We start from the raw sequence: 21,889 nt of genomic DNA on the forward strand, positions 1-21,889 counted from the left end.
GGTGGAAGGGGTGACCGTAGTCCCACGAATGGGGGAGGGGGGAATTGCAGTCGGCTGTTTCTCCGCCTGCCCCCCGGGCGGGGGAATAGCAAAAATTCCGGGGGCTTAGAGCACGTGGTAGTTTCGGGTGCTCCTCAGAAGCCCCCCGCAGATGGCCACCGACAGCGACTCGCCCAAGCCCGCGTCCGAAGCGCAAGCCGCCGCCCCCGAGCTGCGCCTGTTGGATCGGCGCGCCTTCGTGGGGTTTCCGTCCCTCGAGCTGGCGCCCGGGCTGTCCATCGCCGACTTCGCGCTGCAGATTCCGGACGTCACCTTCCCCTTCAACGTCAGCGCGGGTGCCTCGCGCTACCAGCGCAAGAAGCTCCTCTTCGGCTTCCTGGAGCTGCACGTCGACGCGGACCTGGTGACGCGCAAGGTGGCCGAGCTGGCCGGGCGCGTGGCCGGACTCGAGAACCTGAAGCTGCACTTCCGCCCCGGCTACCTGGAGGGCCAGGCCTTCCTCCAGGCCCCGGAGCGCACCCCGCTCACCTTCAAGGTGGCCTTCGACGCGGATGGCGAGCGGCTCGCCCTCTACCTCTACGACGTGCGTCTGTACGGCTTCGCCTCCACGCCGTCGGTGCAGGTGCCCGGCCTCATCGCCGCCACCGTGGCCGAGCTGGGCCTGCTGCCCGAGGTGGAGGTGCGTGGCGCCACCGGCTTCTCCACCCGCGTGCTGCCCGCGCTGTGCCAGAAGTCCGCCGTCAGCCGGGGCTTCAAGATGCCCGTGCTGGACACCGCGCGCCTCTCCTCCGTCGAGGTGAGCAGCGCGGGCCTGCGCCTGCGCTTCTCCGCGGGAGGACTGCCGCCTCCCTCGCCGCCCGACGAGGAGCTGCTGCTGGCCCTCGAGGGCGCCCGCGCCTTCTCCGACGCCGAGGCCCTCATCGCCCAGGGGAAGCTCGCCGAGGCCCGCGACGCCTACCTCCAGGCCGGTGACGCCCAGGACGCCCACCCCTTCGCCGCCGAGCGGCTGCTGTCGCTCCTCGTGGCGGATCCGCAGGCGCACGACATGGCCCTCGACGTGGCGGCCACGCTGCTGCGCCGCCGCGAGCGGAGCCCCGCCGCCCTCTGGGGCGAGGCCGTGGTGCGCGAGCGTCGCGGTGAGCACGCCCGCGCCGCCGAGCGCTACCTCGCCCTATGCGCCCTCGCGCGCCGCGCCTCCGAGGAGTCCTCCGCCTTCTTCGCCGCCGAGTCCGCCGCCCGTGCCGCGCGCGACCACGCGCCCCAGGTGGCCGTGAAGGCCCTCCACGAGGTGCTCGGCCTCAAGCCGGACCACCTGCCTTCGTTGAAGGCCCTCGCGCGCGCCTCGGACCAGAGCCGCGACCGCGCCGGCGCCGTGCGTGCCTACCGCCGCATCGCCGCGCTCGCCAGGGACCCCGCCGAGGCCGCCGACGCGCACGTGCACCTCGCGCGCCTGTGCGCCCAGACGGAGGACGATGTCGCCGGCGCCCGCCTGCACTGCGAGGCCGCGCTGCGTCTCTCGCCGGACCAGCCGGACGCGCTGCTGCTGCTGGGCGAGCTGTGCCACCTCGGGGGCGAGCACCTGCGCGCCCTCAAGGCCCTGGACCGCCTGCGTGAAGTGGCCATGGCCCGCCACGAGCTGGACCGCGTGGGCCGCGCCAACCTGCTCGCCGGTCGCATCTGGGAAGAGGGCCTCCAGCAGCCGGACAACGCGCTGCTGCGCTACCGCGAGGCCACGTCGCTGTTGCCCGGCGAGCCCGAGCCCCTCTTCGCCACCGCGCGCGTGGCCGAGAAGCTGGGGAAGATGCAGGAGGCGCTCGCCGGCTACCAGCAGGCGCTGGAGCTGGCCGGTCCCGCTCCCCGCTCCGAAGCCATCCGCCAGGCCGCGCACCGCAGCCACCATGCCCTGGCGCGCCTGTACCGCACGAAGCTCGGCGACCCGGCCCGCGCCCGCGAGCACCTGGAGGCCGCGCTCGCGCTGGACCCGCGCGATGGGGCCGCGCTCGACGAGCTGATTCCGTACTTCCGCGCCACCGGCCGCACCCAGGAGCTCGCCGAGGCCCTGGAGAAGGCCGCCGCCGTCCACGAGGAGCCCGGCCGCCGCGCCGCCCTCTGGGCCGAGGCCGGCGAGCTGTACCGCGGCCGCCTGCAGCAGCCCGAGAAGGCCGAGCGCCTCCTCACCTCCGCGCTGGAGGCGGACCCGGACCACAGGCCCGCGCTGGAGTCCATGCTGGCGCTCGCCGAGGCGCGCCGCGATGGTGGGCTGCTCACCCGCTGCCTCTCCTCGCTCGCGCGCCTCACTCCCGAGCCCAAGGAGCGCGCGCAGAAGTACCGCCGCCTCTCCGTGGCCGCGCGCGACCTCGCCTTCGACCTGGACCTCGCCGCCACCGCCCTCCAGGAGGTGCTGAAGGCGGAGCCGGACGACCTGCCCACCCTGGGCGAGCTGTGCGCCCTGCAGCGCAAGCGCTCGGACATGGCGGGCCTGGCCACCGCTCTCGACGATCGGGCGCGCGTGGCCGAGGCACAGGGCGACAAGCGGCTCGCGGCGGCGGCGCTGCGCGAGCTGGCCAATGTGTTGGAGGCGCGGCTCGGTCGGCTCGGCGAGGCGCTGGTGGCCCTGGAGAAGGCCGCGCGCCTGTCTCCGGACCAGGCCGTGCTGCTGGAGCTGGCGGACCTCTCGCTGCGCTGCGAGCGCCCCGAGCACGCCCGGCGCGCGCTGGAGACGCTGCTGTCCACGCTGCCGCGCACCACCGCTCCCGAGCGCCTCGCGGACATCCGCTCCCGCCTGGGCCGCGCGTGCGAGCTGATGGGGGACCGCGAGGCCGCCATCGCCGCCTACGCCCAGGCCTTCCCGCTGCGCCGCCTGGATGATGCGCTCGCCTCCCGGCTGGAGGCCCTCTATTCGGAGGCGGGTGAGACGCGTGAGCTGGCCGAGCTGTGGGCCTCGCGTGCCCAGGCCCTCGTCGCCGCCGAGCGCTCCGCCGAGGCCGCGCCCCTCTTCCTCCAGAGCGCCCGCGTCCTCCTGGAGCGCGGGGAGAAGGGCCCCGCCCTCCTGCGCCTCTCCTCGGCCCTCGATGCGAGCCCCTCCGGCCCGCTGGCCGCCGAGGCCCTCGACGCGCTCGCGGAGCTGGAGCTGGAGCGTGGCGAGAAGCTGGAGGCCGCCCGCCTCTTCGCGCGCAAGGCCGCGCTGGTGACGGACGCCCGCGCGGGCGCGAAGCTCCTCTTCCGTGCCTCCGTGCTCGCCATGGGCACCAGCCGCGAGGAGGCCTTCCTCGCCGAGGCCCTTGAGCGGGACGCCTCCTTCGCTCCCGCGCGCATGCGCCGGGGCGAGCTGCGGTTGCAGGCGGACGCCCGCTCGGCGCTGGAGGACTTCGAGGCCGTGCTGGCCCTGCCTCCGGCGGATCCGGACGCGCTGCGCGAGGAGGAGCTGCTGGAGCTCACCCGCCGCGCCTCCTCCGCCGCCGTGCGCGCGGGCCGAGCGGATGCCGCCCGGCGCCTGCTCGCGCAGTACTGCACCCTGGCCCCCGAGGACCTCGAGGCCCAGGTGGAGCTCGCGGGCCTGCACCGCAAGGCGGGCGCGCGCGAGCCGCTGGCCGACCTCCTCGTCATGCTGTGGCCGCGCCTCTCCGGTGAAGCGCGCCGCTCCGCGCGCCGCGAGCTGGCCGAACTGTCCCTCGCCCTCGGCCGCACCGCCGAGACCATCGACGCCCTGCGCAGCCTCCTGGCCGAGGAGCCTCACGACACCTGGGCCACGCAGGCCCTGCTGGAGCTGCTGCCCCCGCCGGGCACTGGCACTCCCCAGGAGGAGACCGAGCGCCTCTCGCTGCTGGGCACCCTCGTCTCCGCCTCCGAGGGAGATGCCCGCGCCGAGCTGCTCGCCCGCCGCGCCGCCCTCCACCGCAACGCGGGCCGCTCCCAGTCCGCGCGCGATGACTTCCTCGCGGCCACGAAGCTCTCCCGCCGGCCGGCGCCCCTGTGGCTCGCCATCGCCGCGCTCGCCCGCGAGGCGGGTGACGACGTGGACGAGCTGGCGGCGTGGCGCAACGTCGTCGCCTCCGAGCCGGAGCTCGCCGAGCGCGCCCGCGTGCGCCTCCTCGCGCTGGCCCACACGCTGGTGGAGAAGGACGCGCGTGCCCCGGCCCGCGAGGCCCTGCTCGCCGCCGCGGCGCTGCCGCTCTCCCCGGCCGAGCGCTGCGATACCTTCCTCGCCCTCGCCACGCTCGCGCGCCGCGATGGGCAGGCGGACGCCGAGGCGGAGGCGCTCGCCGAGGCCGCGCGCCAGGGCCCCGTGCCCCGCCGCGTGGAGGCCCTGTTGGACCGCGCGCGCCTGCTGGAAAGGGCGGGCAACCTGCCCGAGGCCGCCGCCAGCCTGGAGTCCGCGCTCACCCTCGCTCCGCGTCATGCCGGGGCCACCACCGCGCTGCAGCGCGTGCTGCGCGAGCTGGAGGACTGGGCGCGCCTCGCGGATCTGCTCGCCGCGGAAGCCCCGCACGCTCCGCCCGCCGAGGCCGCCGCTCTCTACGCGGAGCTGGGCACCCTCCACCTGGAGCGCCTGGAGCAGCCCGACGCCGCCGAGGCCGCGCTGCGGCAGGCCGTGCGCCTGGCTCCCGACAACCTCGACGTGCGCCGCCGGCTGGTGGCCATCGTCGCGGGCCGTGGGGACTCCGCAGAGGCCGCGAAGCTCCTCGACGTCGGCGCGAGCGACATTCCTCCCGCCGAGGCCGCCGCCCTCCTGCGTGAGGGCATCACCCATGCCCGCGCCGCCGGGGACATGGCCCGGGCCCTCGAGCTGGCCCGCCGCGCCCATGCCCTCGTCCCGGCGCGGGACGCGCAGCTGGCCGAGCTGGCCGAGCTCCTCTTCCTCCATGGAGACGTGAAGGAGGCGCTGCCCCTGCAGGAGCAGCTCGCCGCCGCCGCGGACTTCGCCGCCGAGCCCGAGCGTGCCGAGAAGGCCTGGCTTCGCCTGGGGGCGCTCGCGGAGAAGCTCGGGGACTCGCGGCGCGCGGTGTCCGCGTACAAGCGTCTCCTCGCCGAGCGCCCGCTGAACGAGGTCGCGGTGCTCCGGCTCGCCGCGCTGCTGGAGAAGGACGAGCCTCGCGCTTCCTTCGAGGTGCTCGTCACCCACGCGCGCGCCCTGCCTCCGTCCGAGGACACGGCCAGTCGCCTCGTCACGCTGTCGGAGCGCGCCCGCGACTCCCTGGCCGACTCCTCCCTCGCCGCCTCCCTGCTGACGCGCGCGGCGGAGATGGCGGAGGAGCCGCTGCCGTTGCACCTGTCGCTCGCCAACCTCTACCGCGACGCGGGCCGCGTCCCCGAGCTGGTGGCCCAGCTCCAGGTGGTGGCCCAGCTCAGTCAGGAGGCGGGGGACCTCGACGGCGCCATCACCGCCTGCGCGGAGCACGCGCGCCTGGCCGAGGAGTCGGGCCGGGTGGACGAGTCGCTGCGCTCGCTGGAGGCGCTGCGCTTCCTCCTGGAGAAGGAGGACCGGAAGGACGAGGCCGCCACCTACGAGCGTCACCGCGCGGAGATGCTGCGCGACGCGAAGCTGGACCTGCCCGCGGCGGAGGCCGCGCTGGAGCGGGCCTTCGCGCTGTCCGAGCAGCTCGACACGGCGCGCATGGGCATCGAGCTGGCCGTGCGCCGGGAGGACACCGCCGCCGAGGCCCGCTGGCTGGAGCGCGCCCTGCCGCTGTTGCCGGGGACGAAGGAGAAGGCCACGTCGCTGCTGCGGCTCTCGAAGCTGCACCTGGACGTGCTGGGTGACTCCGACAAGGCCGAGGGCTTCCTGCGCGAGGCGCTCCGTCAGGACCGCTCCCTTCAGGAGGCGGAGACGCTCCTGTGCGAGCTGCTCGAGCGCGAGGGCCGGGTGGCCGAGCTGGCCGCCTGGTTCGAGGACTCCGCCTCCCTCGAGGAGCAGCCCGCCCGCCGCGCGCAACTGCTGCTGCGCGCCGCCACCCTCTACCGCGAGCACGCCGGGCGTCCGGACGCGGCGGTCATCGCGCTGCTCGCGGCACGCTCCGCGCGGCCGGATGACCTGGACCTCACCCGCCAGGCGGCGGACCTGCTCCACGAGATGGGGCGCGAGGAGGACGCCGCCGAGTTCGACGCCCTCCTGCTGGAGGCGAACCCCTTCCTGGAGCCCGTCTACGGCCGCCACCGTGCGTGGCTCTCCGAGACGGGAGACCTCCAGGCGCTCGCCGCGTTGATGTTGCGCCGGGCGCAGCGGCAGATGCCCGCCGAGGCCGCGGAGAGCTACCTCGCCGCCGCGAAGGCGTTCCGGGAGGCCGGTGCGCTGGAGCGCGCGCTGTTGTGCGAGGACCGGGCCTTCGAGCTCGCGCCCGCCAGCACCGAGGCCTTCCATCTGCTGCGGGCCCGTGCCACCGGGGACGTGCGCCGCCAGGCGGAGCTGCTGTCCCTGCGTGCCGCCGCCCTGGAGCCCGAGGCGGCCCTGCCGCTGCTGCGCGAGCGCGCGGACATGTTGCTGGAGGCGGGGGAGGCGCTGCTCGCCGCCGAGGCCTTCGACGACTACCTCTCCAAGGCCGGAAACGACGTGGACGCGCTCGCCGCGCGCGCGGAGCTGGCCGCCGAGGGCGGTGGCCCCACCGCGGCCCAGCCGTATGATCGGCGCCTGCTCGCCGCCGGAGGCGAGTCGCTCCCCGTCCCGGTGCGTGTGCGCACGCACCTGCGGCTCGGCCATGCCTCGCTGTCCTCGGGTGCGCTCCGCGATGCGGCGGAGTCCTTCGAGGCCGTGGTGTCGCTCGACCCCGAGGGCACGCGTGGCCAGGAGGCGCTGTCCCTCCTCACCGAGGTGTATGGCCGCACGGGGGATTCCAAGGGCCTGTACCGGGCCTCGCTGAAGCTCGCGCGCAAGGCGGACGCCGCCACCGCCGAGGTGCTGTACCGCCGCGCCGCGGATCTCTTCGAGGACCCGAAGGAGTCCATCGACGCGCTGCTGCACCTGGCGCGCCTGCGTCCCGCGGACGCGCACATCATCGACAGGGCGGTGGTGGGCCTGCGTGCCCTGGGCCGTCCGTCGGACCTGCTCGCCGTCTACGAGGCGGGGGCACAGGCCGCCGGGGGCTCGCGTGCGGCGGAGCTGCTGCTGGCCGCCGCCGAGGTCGCCGCGAACCAGCTCGATGACCCGCGACGCGCCACGGCCCTCCGGGAGCGCGCGGCCGAGGCGGACCCGTCCAACGTGGCCGCGCTCCGGGCCCGGGTGGTGGGCCTGCGCCAGCGGGGAGACACGGCCGCGCTGCTGGAGGCGCTCGAGCGTCTGGTGCCAGCGACGGAGGACGCGGACGAGGCCTCGCTCCTGCGGTTGGAGCTGGCGTCGCTGGCCAGTGCCGCGGACCGTCAGTCCCTCGCCCGCGAGGCGCTGGAGACGGTGGTGGCGCGGGGTGCCTCCGGTGCCGGCTACGCCGAGGCGCTGGAGGCCCTGGAGTCGTTGCTCACGGACGAGCCGGGCCGCCTCGCCGAGGTGAGGCTGGCGCGGGCGGAGCTGTTGCCCAACGCGGAGCGCCGGGAGCTGCTGTTGTCGGCGGCGCGCGACTTCGAGTCCGCGAAGCGTCTTCCGGATGCGCTGCGCGCGGCCCGGGCCGCCGTCTCCATCGAGGCCGACCTGGAGTCGCTGCGGCTGGTGTCCACGCTGCACCAGATGTCCGGAGAGCCGGGACGCGCGGCGCAGGTGTTGTTGCAGGCGGCGCGCCTCGCATACTCCGCCCAGCGGCCGGCGCTGCTGCTGGAGGCGGCCGACCTGTGGGAGGCCGCGGACGAGCGCGCCGAGGCCCTCGAGGTGCTGGAGCGTCTGGCCACCGAGCCCCAGGACGTGCTGAGTCCGGCGGAGCTGGCCGAGCGCTTCCACCAGCTGGGTGCGCCCGCCCGCGCCGTGGAGGTGGGCTTCGGCCCCGCGCTCGAGTCCGGTGACCTCCTGGGAGCGCTGGCGCTCGCCGAGCGCGCCGGGGATGCGTCCCGTGTCCGTCAGGCGCTCTGGGCGCTGGTGGAGAAGCCGGACGCGGATGCCGAGCACATCACGGACCTGGTCTCCGGCCTGCGCGAGGAGGGCGACTGGGAAGGGCTGCTGCGGCTGGCGGACCTGCTCTCGGAGTCGGACGTGGCGCTGTCCACGGAGCTGCGCGGTGAGGTGCTGCTCGCGGCCGGTGCCGAGGCCGGGCCGCGCCTGCGTGCGCTGGAGTCGCTCGCGGCCCTGCCGGGTCTCTCCGAGCGCCTGCGGAAGCTGTTGCCGGAACTGGGGAGCTGCCCCGCGGAGCTGTCCGAGGCGGTGCTGAACCTGGTCCGGGAGCTGCCCCTGGACGAGCGTGTGGAGGCGCTGTCCGAGGCGGCGGATGGCTGGCCGGAGCGGCGCGGCAAGCTGCTGCGCGAGCGCTTCCGGCTGCAGCGTGACGCGGGCCGCATGTCGGACGCGGCGGACACGCTGGGCCTGCTCATCCTGCTGGAGACGGACCCCAAGCTGCGCGCGGGTCTCCACGTGGAGCATGGCGACATGCTGATGTGGGCGGGTGACAAGGCGCGCGCGCAGGAGGCCTTCGAGAAGGCGCTCGAGGACGCGCCGGGCACCATCCGCGCGTTGGAGTTCCTGCTGCCCATCTACGACGAGACGCGCAACCATGCGCGCTTCGTGGCGGTGGCGGAGCAGATCGCCGCCATCCTGGCGGGCCCTGCGGCGATGGGGCTGTGGCGTGAGCGTCTGGCCGAGGCCTACGAGGCCCTGGGCCGTCTGCCGGAGGCGGCCGAGCAGCTCAAGCTGTTGCCGGAGACGCCGGAGCGGCTGGAGCGTCGCGCGAGGATCGCCGAGGCGCAGGGGCTCACGGGCGAGGCGCTGCAGTTGCGCGAGCGCCTCACGGAGGATCCGGCGGCGCTGGAGGACATCCTCCGCAAGTACCTGGACTCGCAGCTGGTGGTGTTCGCGGTGCGGCTGGCCGAGCGGCTCTACCAGTCCGGCCAGCTGTCGCCGGAGGCGAAGCGCATGGTGGCGGAGCGGCTGTCGCCGACGTACGAGGGCTCGGCGCTGGCCATCCACCTCTGGCCGGAACTGCTGCGGCAGGAGCCGGTGGACGCGGATGGGTGGACGCTGTACGCCGAGGCGCTGGCGGCCTGGGACGACGTGCCCCGGGAGGTGGCGCGCGTGGATGGCTTTGGCGCGGCGCTCGTGTCCAGCACGGCGAGCGCGTCGACGGCGACCCTGTACCCGGTGGCGCGGCCCGAGGGCTTCGCCCACCCGTTGCCTCCGGGCGCGGTGCCGGTGACGGACGAGCAGATGCCCCGCCTGCACGCGGTGCTGCGGCCCACGCTGAAGGGGTTGGGGGCGGAGGACGTGCGCGTCTACTTGAACCCGACGGGTGGCGTGGAGGCGTATCTGGCCACGCCGGACCAGCTGGTGCTGGGAGCGGGCGCGCTGGCCTGCTTCGGGGTGGTGGAGCTGAGCTACCTCTGCGCGCTGGCCCTGTGCCTGGGGGCTTCTGGCGAGGCGCTCTCCCGGCCCGGTCCGGTGCCCGGCTTCGACGAGGCGGCGGTGGCGGCCTTCCGTGCGATGCCCGCGTCGCTCGCCGCGTCGCGCGTGGTGGCGCACCTGTCGCCCGAGGTTCGCGGGGGAGATCCGAGGACGGTGGACGTGGGCGCGGTGCTGCGGACCAGCACGGCGTTCCGCGAGGTGGCCCTCGCCGCGCTGGAGACCGTGTAACCTGCCCGGACCCTATGCTCGCATCCCGACGTCGTCTGCTCCTCGTATCGCTCCCCGTGCTCGCGGTCGCCGTCGCGTGCGTGTCCGAGACGGTGTACCCGGGGGACCTGACCATTGGGACGTTCGACTTCCAGGCCCAGGCGAACTGGGGGCTGACGGACTGCAAGCGGGACGGGGGTGACTTCAACCGGCTGGTGGACGGGGGCTTCGCGTTCTCGGGCACCTTCTCGCGCGACAGCCTGGACGGTGGGGTGTGGTTCACCATCGATGGTTTCTCGCGCAAGGCCGTCTTCGACGCTCCGACGCAGCGGTACGTGACGACGCACCGGGCCGGGGCGCAGATTCCGAGCTGTGGCGAGGGCTGCAAGGGAGCGGAGATAGAGGAGTCGATGTCGGTGGTGGTGCTGAGCGACAGCCAGGACCGGGCCATCGGCAGCAGGTGCGCCAACCTGACGGATGGAGGATTGCCGGATGGCTCGGTGCCGGGCCCGACGTTGAATGGCTACGACGCCGAGCGGGCCTGCGGGGAGCTGAAGGTGGTGTTCCTTCCGGGGAAGAGCGTTGAGTGCAAATGCGTGACGTCGTGCACGGCGGTGTACGGCGTGGAAGGGAAGCGGCACTTCAATGGCGGCAAGTAAGAAGGCGGTGGTGTTGCTGTCGGGTGGATTGGACTCCACCACCTGCCTGGCGATGGCGAAGGCGGAGGGCTTCGAGCCGGTGTGCCTCGCGGTGTCCTACGGGCAGCGGCACGCGGTGGAACTGGAGCGGGCGCGCCGGGTGACACAGGCCATGGGCGTGAAGGACTTCCGGATCGTGACGGTGGACCTGAGGCAGGTGGGCGGCTCGGCGCTGACAGCGGACATCGAGGTGCCGAAGGACCGGCCCGAGGGGGAGATGTCGCACGGCATTCCCATCACGTACGTGCCGGCGCGCAACGCGCTCTTCCTCTCGCTGGCGTTGGGGTTGGCGGAGGTGGTGGGGGCGAGTGACATCTATATCGGTGTGAACGCGGTGGACTACAGCGGTTATCCGGACTGCCGGCCGGAGTTCATCCGGGCGTTCGAGCAGATGGCGACGCTGGCGACGAAGGCGGGGGTGGAGGGGACGCGCTTCAAGGTGCACGCGCCGCTGTCGGGGATGACGAAGGCGGACATCATCCGAGCGGGGGTGAAACTGGGCGTGGACTACGGGATGACGCACTCCTGCTACGACCCGGATGCGGAGGGACGGGCGTGCGGGCGGTGTGACAGCTGCGTGTTGCGGCGACGTGGATTCGAGCAGGCGGGGGTAGCGGACCCCACGCCGTACGTGAAGGGAGCCTGAGAGATGGCGGGACCTGCGAGCGTGGCGTTGGGGCTGTGGCTGGCGGCGGGGAGTGGGCCGCTGGTGGACGGCACCGAGGCGGTGAAGGACCTGGTGGTGGACATGAAGTACGCCACGCCGGACAACTTCCTGAAGAAGAAGGTGTACCCGGACGGGGCGAGGTGCCTGCTATTGCCGGACGCGGCCGAGCGGCTGGCGAAGGCGGCGGAGACACTGCGCAAGCAGGGGTACCGGCTGAAGGTGTACGACTGTTACCGGCCGATCGCGGTGCAGTGGGAGATGTGGAAGATCTACCCGCACCCGGGCTACGTGGCGAACCCGAAGAAGGGGGGCAACCACAACCGTGGGGCGGCGGTGGACCTGACGCTGGTGACGTTGGATGGCGGTGAGGTGGAGATGCCGACGCCGTTCGACTCATTCGAGAAGGCGGCGCACCACGGGTATGCGGGAGGCACGGAGGCATCGCGCAAGCACCGGGAGATCCTCCGAGCGGCGATGGAGGGGGCGGGCTTCAAGAAGAACCAGATGGAGTGGTGGCACTACGATCTGCCGGGAGCGACGAAGCTGCCGGTGCAGGATGTACCCTTCACGAAGCCGGAAAACACCCAGGCCAAATAACCCTCTCCCTCTGGGAGAGGGACGGGGTGAGGGTATGTCCCCCCGTCCTCCCCACTGTTCGAACCTCACAGCGTGGCATCAAGCTCGAGCACGGGAAGCTTGGGCGACATGACATCCGGGTACTTGATACCGGCGCCGGTATTGAGGAGCAGCACGCGCTGGCCGGGGTCCAACCACCCATCGCGCAGGAGCATACGAGCGGCCCCGACGAGCGCGGCGCCCTCGGGGCAGATGAAGGAGCCCTCCAGGCGGCTGATGCGCTCCAGGCCCCACATCGTATCGGCGTCAGTCACGGCCACGCAGGTTCCACTCGTCTCGCGCACGGCCTGGAGAACGAGGAAGTCACCGAGCGCCTTGGGCACGCGAATCCCCTGGGCGACCGTGGAAGCATTCTCCCACTTCTCGGAGACGTCCTTGCCCTCGCGGAAGGCCTTCACGATGGGCTGGCAGCCCTCGGCCTGGACGGCGACGAGCCTGGGGAAGCGGACATCCTCGGGCAGCCAACCCATCTCGCGCATCTCCAGCAATGCCTTGTAGATGCCGATGATGCCCACGCCGCCGCCGGTGGGGTAGAGGATGACGTCCGGCAGGCTCCAGGCGAGCTGCTCGGCGATCTCATACCCCATCGTCTTCTTGCCCTCGATGCGGTAGGGCTCCTTGAGCGTGGCGGCCTCGAACCAGCCATGAGCCTTGGCCGAGCGGCCGACGATGGCTCCGGCGTCGGTGATCTGCCCCTTGACCATGTACGCATTGGCGCCGACGGCGGTGGCCTCCAGCACGCTCATGGCGGGAGCATCGGTGGGCATCACCAGGGTGACGGACATTCCAGCGCGAGCCCCGTAACTGGCCCATGCACCGCCAGCATTACCGTTGGTGGGCATGGCGAGCGCGGTAATACCCAGCTCCTTGGCCCTGCTGACACCGGTGGCGGCGCCGCGCGCCTTGAAGGAGGCGGTGGGATTGAGACCCTCGTCCTTGAGCCAGAGGTCGCGCAGGCCCAGCTCGGCGCCCAGGCGGGGGAGGGGGAAGAGCGGCGTCATGCCCTCGCCGAGGGTGATGATGTTCTTGGGATCCCGGACGGGCAGCAACTCGCGGTAGCGCCACAGGGAGGCGACGCGGCCGCACAGGTCGGCGGGGCGCAGGGAGCGGGCGGCGGCCTTCAAGTCATAACGAACGAGCAGGGGGCCGCCGCAGTCGCACAGGTTCTGGACCCGGTCCGCGTCATGGGTCTTGCGGCAGCGGGAGCATTCGAGATGGGAGAGGAAGGACATGGCCCGCCTTTTACCGGACGAAGCGCGCCAGGGGCTCGACGCTGATCTCGAACTCGGAGGAGAAGGTGGCGCCGGGGGCCACGGTCAGCAGACCCTGGTGTGTCTGGAGGGCGCCACCGGGGGCGGTCCAGGGCTCCACGCAGACGAAGTCACGGCCCTGGAGCGTCCACACCACGAGCGTGGTGAAGGAGGGGCTCCAGGCGAGCTCCACGGGGCGCAGGCCGGGCCCGCGCTCGAGCGTGGTGCCCTGGGGCGAATGGTCGATCAGGTGCATGTCCAGCTCGGGCGCGGTGAGGTCCAACCCGGAGAAGGAGACGTTGGCGCCCTGGCGGTTGTCCCAGGCGCGAGAGGCATCGGTCTCGACGCGGGCGGAGGCCTTGTGGGCCTGGGGGACATGGAAATAGGGGTGGTAGCCGAGGTGCAGGGGCATGGGCCGGGAGTCGCGGTTCTCGGCGGAGAAGGTGAGGTGGAGCGCGGAGCCCCGGAGCGTGACGGTGAGGAGCGCCTCGAAGCGCCAGGGGAACTCGCGAAGCGTCTGCTCCGAGTGCCCGAGCGCGAGCACCACGCGTGAGGTGTCCTGGGAGCGCACCTCCCAGGGCAGGTCGCGGGCGAAGCCATGGCGGCGGATGGGGTACTCGCGGCCGTCCACCAGGTACTTGCCACCGGGGGTGACACCGGGGGCGGGGAAGAGCACGGGGATGCCGCCGCGCACGTTCTTGGTGGCATCCGCGAGGGTGCTCTCGTCGAGGTAGAGGATGGGCTCGCCCTCGACGACGAAGCGGCTGACGAGTGCACCCCGCTCGGGGACGACCTCGGCGCGAGAGCCACCATCCGTGAGGACCACCATGTGTTCGCCTCCTGGGCCCGCGCGCCGGACGTGGCGCGGGTGCTGGCTTCTAACAGGGGAGGGCGCCTGGACACCGCGTGAAGCGGCGCACCCTGTCATCTTCCATGCAGGCGGCGCACCTGGATGAGCTCGCCGACGATGGAGACGGCGATCTCCTCGGGCGTCAGCGCGCCGATGTCCACGCCCATGGGAGAGCGCATCCGCTCCACGGAGGCCTCGGGGAAGCCCGCGGCGCGCAGCCGCATGCGGAAGCGCTCGGCCTTGCGCCGGCTGCCAATCACCCCCAGGTACGCCGAGGGCTTCTCCAGCAACGCCTCCACCACCGCCTGGTCCAGCGGGTGGTCATGGGTGGTGACGCAGAAATACTGGTCCTCGCCACCGGCGAGCGCCCGCGCGTGGTCCGCCGGGTCCTTCACCAGCAGCTCGCAGTCGGGAAAGCGCTCGGGATTGGCCCACTCGGGGCGGGCATCCACCACGGTGACGCGGAAGCCTACCCGGTGGGCGAGCGCGGCCAGCTCCTTCGCCACGTGCCCCGCGCCGAACACGGTGAGCCTCGGCGGTGCCCCGTGCTTCTCCAGGAACACCTTCATCCGCCCGCCACAGCACATGCCCAGCTCGTGCGTGAGGTGCGTCTCGATGATGCGCGTCCGCTCCGGGGCCTGGAGCAGGGCCAGCGCGGCCTGGATGATCTGATGCTCGATGGCTCCGCCGCCCACGGTGCCCCGCAGGCTTCCATCGCCGAGCACCACCATCTTCGAGCCCGGCTTCTGCGGCGTGCTGCCGGCGCTCTCGATGACGGTGGCCAGCACGAACGGACGGCCCTCGGACAGGAGGGCTGCCATCTCCGCGTACAGGTCCATCTACCCGAAGAAGACCTGGGCGACCTCGAAGAATTCCTGGGGCACCTTCTTGAGCTCGCGGGTGGCCTCGGACAGGTCCACGCTGATGATCTCATTGCCCCGGAGCGCGGCCATCTTGCCGAACTCGCCTCGGGCCACCATGTCGCACGCATGGACGCCGAAGCGCGTGGCCAGCACGCGGTCGTGCGCGGTGGGCGCGCCGCCGCGCTGGATGTGGCCCAGCACGGACACGCGCGTCTCGTAGCCCGTGCGCCGCTCGATTTCATTGGCCACGATGCTGCCCACGCCGCCCAGCCGGGGCCGGCCGGCCTCGTCCAGGGCGCCCGAGGTGACCAGGTGCTCCTGCTCGTCCGCGCCCGTCTTGATGCGCGTGCCCTCGGCCACCACCACGATGGAGAACGAGCGCCCGGTGGAGTGCCGGTGCTTGATGTGCTCGGCCACCCGCACCAGGTCGGCGGGGACCTCGGGGACGAGGATGACGTCCGCGCCGCCGGCCATGCCCGCGTAGGTGGCGATCCACCCCACGTGACGGCCCATCACCTCGCACACGATGACGCGCTTGTGCGACTCGGCGGTGGAGTGCAGCCGGTCGATGGCCTCGGTGGCGATGGCCACCGCGGTGTCGAAGCCGAAGGTGAAGTCCGTGCCGTTGAGATCATTGTCGATCGTCTTCGGCACGCCGACGATGCGCAGGCCCTCCTGGGACATGCGGGTGGCGGCGGACAGGGTGCCCTCACCGCCAATGGCGATGACGGCATGGATGTCGTTGCGCTCCATGGCCCGCTTCACCTTCTCCAACCCATTCTCCACCTTGAACGGGTTGACGCGGGAGGTGCCCAGGATGGTGCCTCCCCGGTGGAGGATGCCGGAGGTGGTCTCGCGCGTGAGGCGGAAGTGGTTGTCCTCGAGGAGACCCTTCCAGCCGTCGCGCAGACCCATCATTTCGAAGCCATGGGCACTGGCCCGGCGGACGACGGCGCGGATGACCGCATTGAGGCCGGGGCAATCGCCCCCGCCCGTGAGAACGGCGACTTTCATGAGGTGCCCTTCTAACGCACCTCGGGGACGAATCATCCGCGAAGTTGGCGTAAACCGCCCGGCAGCCACGGTGGCGGTCGGCCAGAGCTGGATGACCCGAGGTCGTTAAGGGGGCGGACGGACGGGGCCTTCCCCGGCCGCGGACCCTACCCGGCCCACGTCCGGGGCAGGGCACGATGCGATGGGTGACGTGCCGCTTTGTCGGAAGGCGCGCTTTGGCTATGCTGGCTGCTCCCTTTCGCTCCGGCCACGCCTTGAACGTCCGCGTCTTCGCCAACGAGCTGGAAGCTGCCACCGCCTGTGCCGGGCTGGTGGCCGCCGCCATCCGGGAGAAGCCCTCTCTGGTCATCGGGCTGCCGACCGGACGCACCCCGCTCAACGTGTACCGGGAGATGGTGGCCCTGCACCGGCGCGGGGAGCTGGACTTCTCCCGGGTGACCACCTTCAACCTGGACGAGTTCCTCGGCCTGCCGCCGGATGACCCGGGCAGCTTCCGGGCCTACATGGAGCGACATCTCTTCCAGCACGTCAACCTGGCACCCGAGCGCATCCACTTCCTGGATGGGAGCGCGGAGCGGGCCGAGCGCGAGTGCGCCCGCTATGACGCGCAGCTGGCGATGGCGGGAGGGTTGGATCTGCTGCTGCTGGGCATCGGGTCCAACGGGCACATGGCCTTCAACGAGCCGGGGGAGAATCTGCAGTCGGCGAGCCACCGGGCGCGCCTGTCCCGGGATTCACGCCAGTCGCTGGCGTCCCTCTTCGGGGAAGACGTGTCGAGGGTGCCGCTGGCGGGGCTCACGCTGGGCATGGGCGCGCTGCTGCAGGCGCGCCGGGTGGTGCTGCTGGCCTTCGGGGTGAACAAGGCGGCGGCGGTGACGGGCATGGTGCGTGGCCCCCTCACCACCCTGTGCCCGGCCTCGTTCCTCCAGCTCCACGGGAACGTGGAGGTCTGGGTGGACACGGCGGCCGGGCGGGGCCTGGAGGGCTCCCGCTAGCTACTCGCGGGCCAGGGCGGGGGTGCGGTGCTCGCGCGCCAGCCGCAGCAGGCCGAGGAACTCGGCGCGGTCGCTCATGCCGTCCACGGCGTCCTCGGCGAGCGACTCGGCGGTGGCCAGGCTCCAGTCCCCGGCCTGGGGAGCGCCCCGGAGGATGTCCGCGGTGCCGGCCACGGCGGTGGCGAAGCGCAGGTCCGAGGAGGCCTCGCGCAGCGAGCCGCGCAGCTGCCCGCGCTCCAGGGAGAAGCGCTGCTCGGCGGCCTCGGCCCCACCGGGCTTCTTGGCGCGCACGCGCACGGTGGCCACGCTCTGGCCCTCGCCGGTGAGCTCCACCTCGTAGAGGGCGGTGACGGTGTGGCCGGCGCCAATCTCTCCCGCGTCCACCTTGTCGTTGCGGAAGTCCTTGTCGGCGATGGCGCGGTTCTCGTAGCCCAGCAGCCGGTAGCCGCGCACGGCGGCGGGGTCGAACTCCACCTGCACCTTCACGTCCTGGGCGATGACCTCCAGGGTGCCGGCGAGCCGCTCCTGGAAGACGCGGCGGGCCTCGCGCTCGGTGTCGATGTAGAAGCAGTTGCCGTTGCCCTTGTTGGCCAGCTTCTCCATCAGGTCATCGCGGTAGTTGCCCATGCCCAGGCCGATGGTGCTCAGGGTGACGCCCTCCTTCACGTAGCCCTGGATGCTCTCGAGCATGCTCTCGGCGGTGAGGTTCTTGCCGAGGTTGGTGTCGCCGTCGGTGAGCACGACGACGCGGGAGACGGTCCTGGAGCTGGCCTTCTTCACGGCGTGCTTGTAGGCGAGCTCCAGCCCGCTGCCCATGGCGGTGCCGCCGCCAGCGGTGAGCGCGTCGATGGCGTCGAAGAGGGTGGAGCGGTCGGAGGCGGGGGTGGGGGGCAGCACGTCGCGCACGCTGCCGGCATAGGTGACGAGCGCCACGGTGTCCGACTCGTTGAGCCCGTCCACCATCAGCTTCATGGCCTTCTGCGCGAGCGGCAGCTTGTCGGGCTCGGACATGGAGCCGCTGGTGTCCACCAGGAAGACGAGGTGGGTGGGCTTGCGCTGGCTCTTGGCGAGGGTGCGGCCCTGGACGCCCACGCGCACCAGGTGGCGGCCGCGGGTGAAGGGCGAGGGAGCGCCCTCGAGGTCCACCCGGAAGTCCCCCTCCTCGGGCTTGGGGTAGCGGTAGGTGAAGTAGTTCACCCACTCCTCCACGCGCACGGACTCGGGCGGGGGGAGGGAGCCGCCGGTGATGTAGCGGCGGAAGAGGGCGTAGGAGGCGGTGTCCACGTCCACCGCGAAGGTGGAGAAGCGGTCCTCGGAGGTGAGGGTGAAGGGATTGGGGCGCTCGGCGACGTGGGTGTTGCCGGTGGTGACGGGCTCGGCCAGCCGCGTGGCCTGCGTCTGCTTCGCGGCGGGCCTCGGGGCCGAGGCCGGTGGCGGGGCCGCGTACGAATCGCCCTCGTCGTCCTTGTTCGCGCCGAAGCTCTTCAGCGACTTGCGCTGGAGTTGACCGGTGGCCACCCCCCCGTACGCAGACGGCTCCGATCTGCCGGCGAGTGACTCCGCGCTGGCTCCGAAGAGCTTGCGGAGGTTGTTGCCGAAAAGGGTGAGGGCGCCGATGAGCACGGCGAGGACCCCCAGGGTGATGAAGGCGAGCTTCGAGAGGCCCGGGATTCGTTTCATGCGAGGGGGAATCGCACGTTCCCGGAGCGTCGCGCGTCCGTCATCGGGAGGAGGTCGGTCATCCGGAGGAGGGTCGGTCAACGGGGGGATGGCGAGGTTCGCCACGGCACCCCCGAGGCCCCTGGCGCGCTCACTCCTGCTGGCGCCAGGGCATCTCGAACACCTTGTCCGTCCACACCGTTCCATCCGAGAACTGGATGTTGAAGGTGAGCCTCGCGGTGTTCGAGAGGCGCTCGACCTTGACGGAGCCGCCAATCGCACAGACCTTCAGCGAAGGGCTCGTGGCGTTCCACCCGAAGAAGTTCGCGTAGGTCGAGCCGTACTCGGAGGGCTTGCTCGTGGGATTCAGCGAGGTCTGACACTCGCCTCTCGAAAGCGCGCTCGAGATCTGCGCCACGAAGGGCGTGCCCGCGGAGATCGACGCCGGTCCCCAGAACTTCATGTGTACCGAGGCGCCCTCGCCCACCAGCGCCGCCCCGGACTGCGCCCAGCCTTCCGCACCGCTCTGCGACAGGTCCGTCACGGCCGCGCGGTATTCATAGATGGTCGAACCGGTCGTGATGATCATGCTCCGGTAGAACCCGCCCTTCAGCGCCGTGTCGCTCGAGAACGCCTCGAGCGTGGGGCTCGGGACCGGCTTGACGCACTTCCCATTCTCCCAGACCGTCCCCGCCCCGCAGACCACTCCCGGGCTGACCTCGCACTTGCCATTCGAGAACGTCGTCCCGGGGCCACAGGCGCTGGTCCATGGACGGCACTCGTTCCCGTCCCGAATCGTTCCCTCTCCGCAGGTCATGACGGAGACGCAGGTGGTGCCGGCACTGGTCGTGTCCGTTCCGCAGACCTTCGACAGGTCCGCCCGGCACGAGTTTCCGACCTGCGTTGTTCCCGTGCCACAGCTCAGCGTGCTCGAGGGAACGCACTCCGAGCCCTGCTGCACCGTCCCCGGTCCACAGCTCAGCGTGCTCGAGGGAACGCACTCCGAGCCCTGCTGCACCGTCCCCGGTCCACAGCTCAGCGTGCTCGAGGGAACGCACTCCGAGCCCTGCTGCACCGTCCCTGGTCCACAGCTCAGCGTGCTCGAGGGAACGCACTCCGAGCCCTGGAGAACGGTCCCTTGACCGCACGTCACCTGTGCTTGCGCCTGCGCCACACAGCGCCCATTGCGCGCCGTGGTCCCATCGCCGCAGAGGGAGGCCAGTTCTGGCACGCATTGACCGCTGTTGCTTCGGGTGCCTGTACCACAGGTCTGGCCCGGGGCGGGTTCCTGCGTGCATCCCCAGCAAAGGAGGACCGCCGCTGACAGCAGGATTCGAATGTAGGTCATCACTCCCTCGATATCGTTGGAGCTTCACCTATAGCAATCGAATGGGACGGTCAGTCCACCTTCTTCATCTGCACGAGAAGTTCCCTGGGTAACCGGTCACAGGTAAGGGCCTTCGGACGTCCATGGGTTGGTAGGGGCGCGGCAACCGAGCAGGCTCGAGCTGGTGGACCCGCAATTCGTCGGCCGTCCTGGGTGCCAAACCGTCTTCGATCGCGAGGGCACTGTCGCGCGCTTTCCAGCAAACCAGCCGGGTGGCTCGTATGTTCTCGCGCTGGAGCCTGGCGAAAATCGGCTGAAGTTGCCACAGCTCACGAGGACCGGGACGGGGACTGAGGCCGTCTATCGCAATGCGATTCAGTCACACCCAAACGACGGGCCGGGCAACCGGATTGCGGCGGTGTTGGGGGCTTCGTTGTTGCGGTCGTCGCTCATGAACGATTCGCGCTTTCCAGTTCCGCAGGCCGACCGGGGCCTGTATTACCGGAATGATCCGGTCTTTCTCCATGCCAAGGCGATCCATGAGCACGCCATTGCCAGGCATGCATTCTGTTTCGGCTACGACGAAGTGGAGCTCGACGCGGGTAACGGCGAGCGAGGTCCGAGGCCTTCCATGCTCGACGGGCTCCACGACACCTGGGCTCAGCTCGCCGTCGCGCCGTATGTGGAGCCGATCTCCGCCGCGATGCGCTCCTGAGCGCCAGGGCCCCTCCCTCCGGCCCATGTCACCAAAGCTTCATCCACAAGCCACCCATTGCTGACATGCTCGTGGCCAGAGAACTCACCTGCAATCAATGTTCGAGTCGTTGACCAGCGCGTGAGCGGGTCGGGGCGGTGCCGCCCCGACCCGTCATGCTCTCCAGGTGACCGGTGGGTCAGTCCGTCTCGACGTTCTCGCAGGAGATCCGCACATCGTTCTCGGTGGCTGGAACGTGGCAGGTGTCCGTGTCCGGGCCGCCGTCGGCGGTGTCGATGGCGCCGTCGGGCTGTGGGACCCCGAACAGGCTGTTGGTGGCCAACGTGTCGTTGCCGGCTCCGCCCTTGAGCACGTCGGCGCCCCCGCCGCCGAAGAGGACGTCGTCGCCTCCGTTGCCTTCCAATCGGTTGAGGCCGTTGTTGCCGACGAGCACGTCAGGTCCGTTGCCACCGAACAGGTCCTCGACGGAGTCGAGGATGTTGTCGTTCTCGACGGGACCGAACCCGGCGATGCCGTCGTTGGCCGTGTTGTCGATCGATGCCACCAGCCGCACGTAGTTGTCATGGGCGTTGTCGAGGTAGACGACCGCATCGTGGGCGCCGGCGCCGCCGTCGAACGAGTCCGCACCGGCTCCACCCCGGAAGGTGTCGTCGCCGCCTCCACCGATGAGCCGGTCGTTGCCGGGACCGGCGCGCAGGTCGTCGTTGCCGTCGCCGCCGTCGAGCACGTCGGCCAGGCCGTCGTCCGATCCGAAGTCGGTGGACAAGGAGTCGTCGCCACCGTTGCCCCGGAGGGTGTCCCGGCCGTTGCCGTCGCTCAGGTTGTCGCCGAGGAAGCCACCGTTGAGGGTGTCATTGCCAGGCCCTCCCGTGGCCCGCATGGGGGCCGCGCTGGAGTTGTTGACGACGTCGTCGCCTCCGCCAGCATCGACCCGGAACGGCTTGAACGACTGGCCGTCGGGGTTCCGTGGAGCCAGACACGTCACCACGAACAGCGCCCCGACGGAGGGGGCCGGCGTGCACCCGGCTCCGGCGGTGATGGGTGACGTGTCGCTTACCCGGAAGCGGTCGCCGGGGACGGTGACCACCGTGATCCGGTTGGCTCCGGCGCCGCCCGTGTAGCGCAGCCCCTGGGCCGTGTTCGAGGTGGCCGTCCCGTTTGGCGCGGCCGGTCCGGTCTGCGCGGCGGCGAGGGTACCGCCGAGGAGGGCCTGGGAGACGACGAGCGTTGTCACGATCCGCCGGGTGGTGATGAGTCTCATGGTTGGAGGGTCCTCCGGGTTCGTTCGCGAGAGAGGTGCCGATCGGTGTGGTGGGGCGTGCAGGGGTGGACGCTCGACGTATGCCTCAACAACGACGGTGGGGGCCCCCGCCGCTCTCATGGTCATTGGTGTCTTCGTTCCTCAAACCGCCCGAGACCCAGGCCAGCTCCTCGAGGGTCAACTGCCTCTCCTCCAGGGTTTGAAGCTTCCGCTTCGTCGAGTGCGTCGCTTCCCGCCCCTGGGAGTGCTGCTTCGTCTTCAGTTTCATGGCCGTGCTCCTT

Annotated in this window: 14 protein-coding genes; 6 read left to right on the forward strand and 8 right to left on the reverse strand. The window is 71.6% G+C overall.

Annotated features, from left to right (window positions below):
• The first annotated feature begins 151 nt into the window (after nucleotides 1-151).
• The 4 genes from JRI60_RS07785 to ddpX are packed head-to-tail and all read left to right on the forward strand — an operon-like array spanning nucleotide 152 to nucleotide 11,635.
• Nucleotides 152-9,694, forward strand: a complete 9,543-nt coding sequence (locus JRI60_RS07785) for a flagellar hook-length control protein FliK (RefSeq protein WP_204225218.1) — start codon at nucleotides 152-154, stop codon at nucleotides 9,692-9,694.
• A gap of 14 nt (nucleotides 9,695-9,708) precedes the next feature.
• Complete coding sequence (locus tag JRI60_RS07790) at nucleotides 9,709-10,332, forward strand: hypothetical protein (RefSeq protein ID WP_204225219.1); 624 nt, start codon at nucleotides 9,709-9,711, stop codon at nucleotides 10,330-10,332.
• Nucleotides 10,319-11,017 (forward strand): 7-cyano-7-deazaguanine synthase QueC, encoded by a 699-nt coding sequence (queC, locus tag JRI60_RS07795; protein WP_204225220.1) that lies wholly within the window; start codon nucleotides 10,319-10,321, stop codon nucleotides 11,015-11,017. The genes JRI60_RS07790 and queC overlap by 14 nt, the downstream gene beginning before the upstream one ends.
• Before the next feature lie 3 nt (nucleotides 11,018-11,020).
• Nucleotides 11,021-11,635, forward strand: coding sequence for a D-alanyl-D-alanine dipeptidase (gene ddpX / locus JRI60_RS07800; RefSeq protein WP_204225221.1), 615 nt, complete (start codon nucleotides 11,021-11,023; stop codon nucleotides 11,633-11,635).
• Between the two features lie 65 nt (nucleotides 11,636-11,700).
• On the opposite strand, the gene JRI60_RS07805 is transcribed toward ddpX, so the two are convergent.
• The 4 genes from JRI60_RS07805 to JRI60_RS07820 all read right to left on the reverse strand — a co-directional run bounded on the left by JRI60_RS07805 (nucleotide 11,701) and on the right by JRI60_RS07820 (nucleotide 15,651).
• Nucleotides 11,701-12,906 (reverse strand): threonine synthase, encoded by a 1,206-nt coding sequence (locus JRI60_RS07805; RefSeq protein WP_204225222.1) that lies wholly within the window; start codon nucleotides 12,904-12,906, stop codon nucleotides 11,701-11,703.
• A 10-nt stretch (nucleotides 12,907-12,916) separates the two neighbouring features.
• Nucleotides 12,917-13,753 (reverse strand): aldose epimerase, encoded by an 837-nt coding sequence (locus JRI60_RS07810; protein ID WP_204225223.1) that lies wholly within the window; start codon nucleotides 13,751-13,753, stop codon nucleotides 12,917-12,919.
• Nucleotides 13,754-13,848: 95 nt separating this feature from the next.
• A complete protein-coding gene (gene xdhC, locus JRI60_RS07815; RefSeq protein WP_239470399.1) occupies nucleotides 13,849-14,595 on the reverse strand; it encodes a xanthine dehydrogenase accessory protein XdhC in 747 nt (248 codons plus the stop codon).
• An 18-nt stretch (nucleotides 14,596-14,613) separates the two neighbouring features.
• Entirely contained in the window at nucleotides 14,614-15,651 is a 1,038-nt protein-coding gene (locus JRI60_RS07820) for a 6-phosphofructokinase (RefSeq protein ID WP_204225225.1), read from the reverse strand.
• 254 nt (nucleotides 15,652-15,905) lie between these two features.
• On the opposite strand from JRI60_RS07820, the gene JRI60_RS07825 reads away from it, so the two are divergent.
• Nucleotides 15,906-16,646: a glucosamine-6-phosphate deaminase gene (locus JRI60_RS07825; RefSeq protein ID WP_204225226.1), complete on the forward strand. Its 741-nt coding sequence runs from the start codon at nucleotides 15,906-15,908 to the stop codon at nucleotides 16,644-16,646.
• On the opposite strand, the gene JRI60_RS07830 is transcribed toward JRI60_RS07825, so the two are convergent.
• Entirely contained in the window at nucleotides 16,647-18,326 is a 1,680-nt protein-coding gene (locus JRI60_RS07830; RefSeq protein ID WP_204225227.1) for a vWA domain-containing protein, read from the reverse strand.
• Between the two features lie 130 nt (nucleotides 18,327-18,456).
• Entirely contained in the window at nucleotides 18,457-19,536 is a 1,080-nt protein-coding gene (locus JRI60_RS07835) for a hypothetical protein (protein ID WP_204225228.1), read from the reverse strand.
• A 280-nt stretch (nucleotides 19,537-19,816) separates the two neighbouring features.
• Between JRI60_RS07835 and JRI60_RS07840 the strand changes: the two genes are divergently transcribed.
• Nucleotides 19,817-20,347 carry a beta-1,3-glucanase family protein gene (locus tag JRI60_RS07840; protein WP_204225229.1) on the forward strand — a complete coding sequence of 177 codons (531 nt, stop codon included), beginning with the start codon at nucleotides 19,817-19,819 and terminating at the stop codon, nucleotides 20,345-20,347.
• A gap of 178 nt (nucleotides 20,348-20,525) precedes the next feature.
• Here JRI60_RS07840 and JRI60_RS07845 read toward each other — a convergent pair whose 3' ends face one another.
• Both JRI60_RS07845 and JRI60_RS07850 read right to left on the reverse strand, forming a co-directional pair.
• Nucleotides 20,526-21,608, reverse strand: coding sequence for a calcium-binding protein (locus JRI60_RS07845; RefSeq protein WP_204225230.1), 1,083 nt, complete (start codon nucleotides 21,606-21,608; stop codon nucleotides 20,526-20,528).
• A gap of 85 nt (nucleotides 21,609-21,693) precedes the next feature.
• Nucleotides 21,694-21,876 (reverse strand): hypothetical protein, encoded by a 183-nt coding sequence (locus tag JRI60_RS07850; RefSeq protein ID WP_204225231.1) that lies wholly within the window; start codon nucleotides 21,874-21,876, stop codon nucleotides 21,694-21,696.
• Nucleotides 21,877-21,889 lie beyond the last annotated feature (13 nt).

Source organism: Archangium violaceum (assembly GCF_016887565.1).
Taxonomy (GTDB): Bacteria; Myxococcota; Myxococcia; order Myxococcales; family Myxococcaceae; genus Archangium; species Archangium violaceum_B.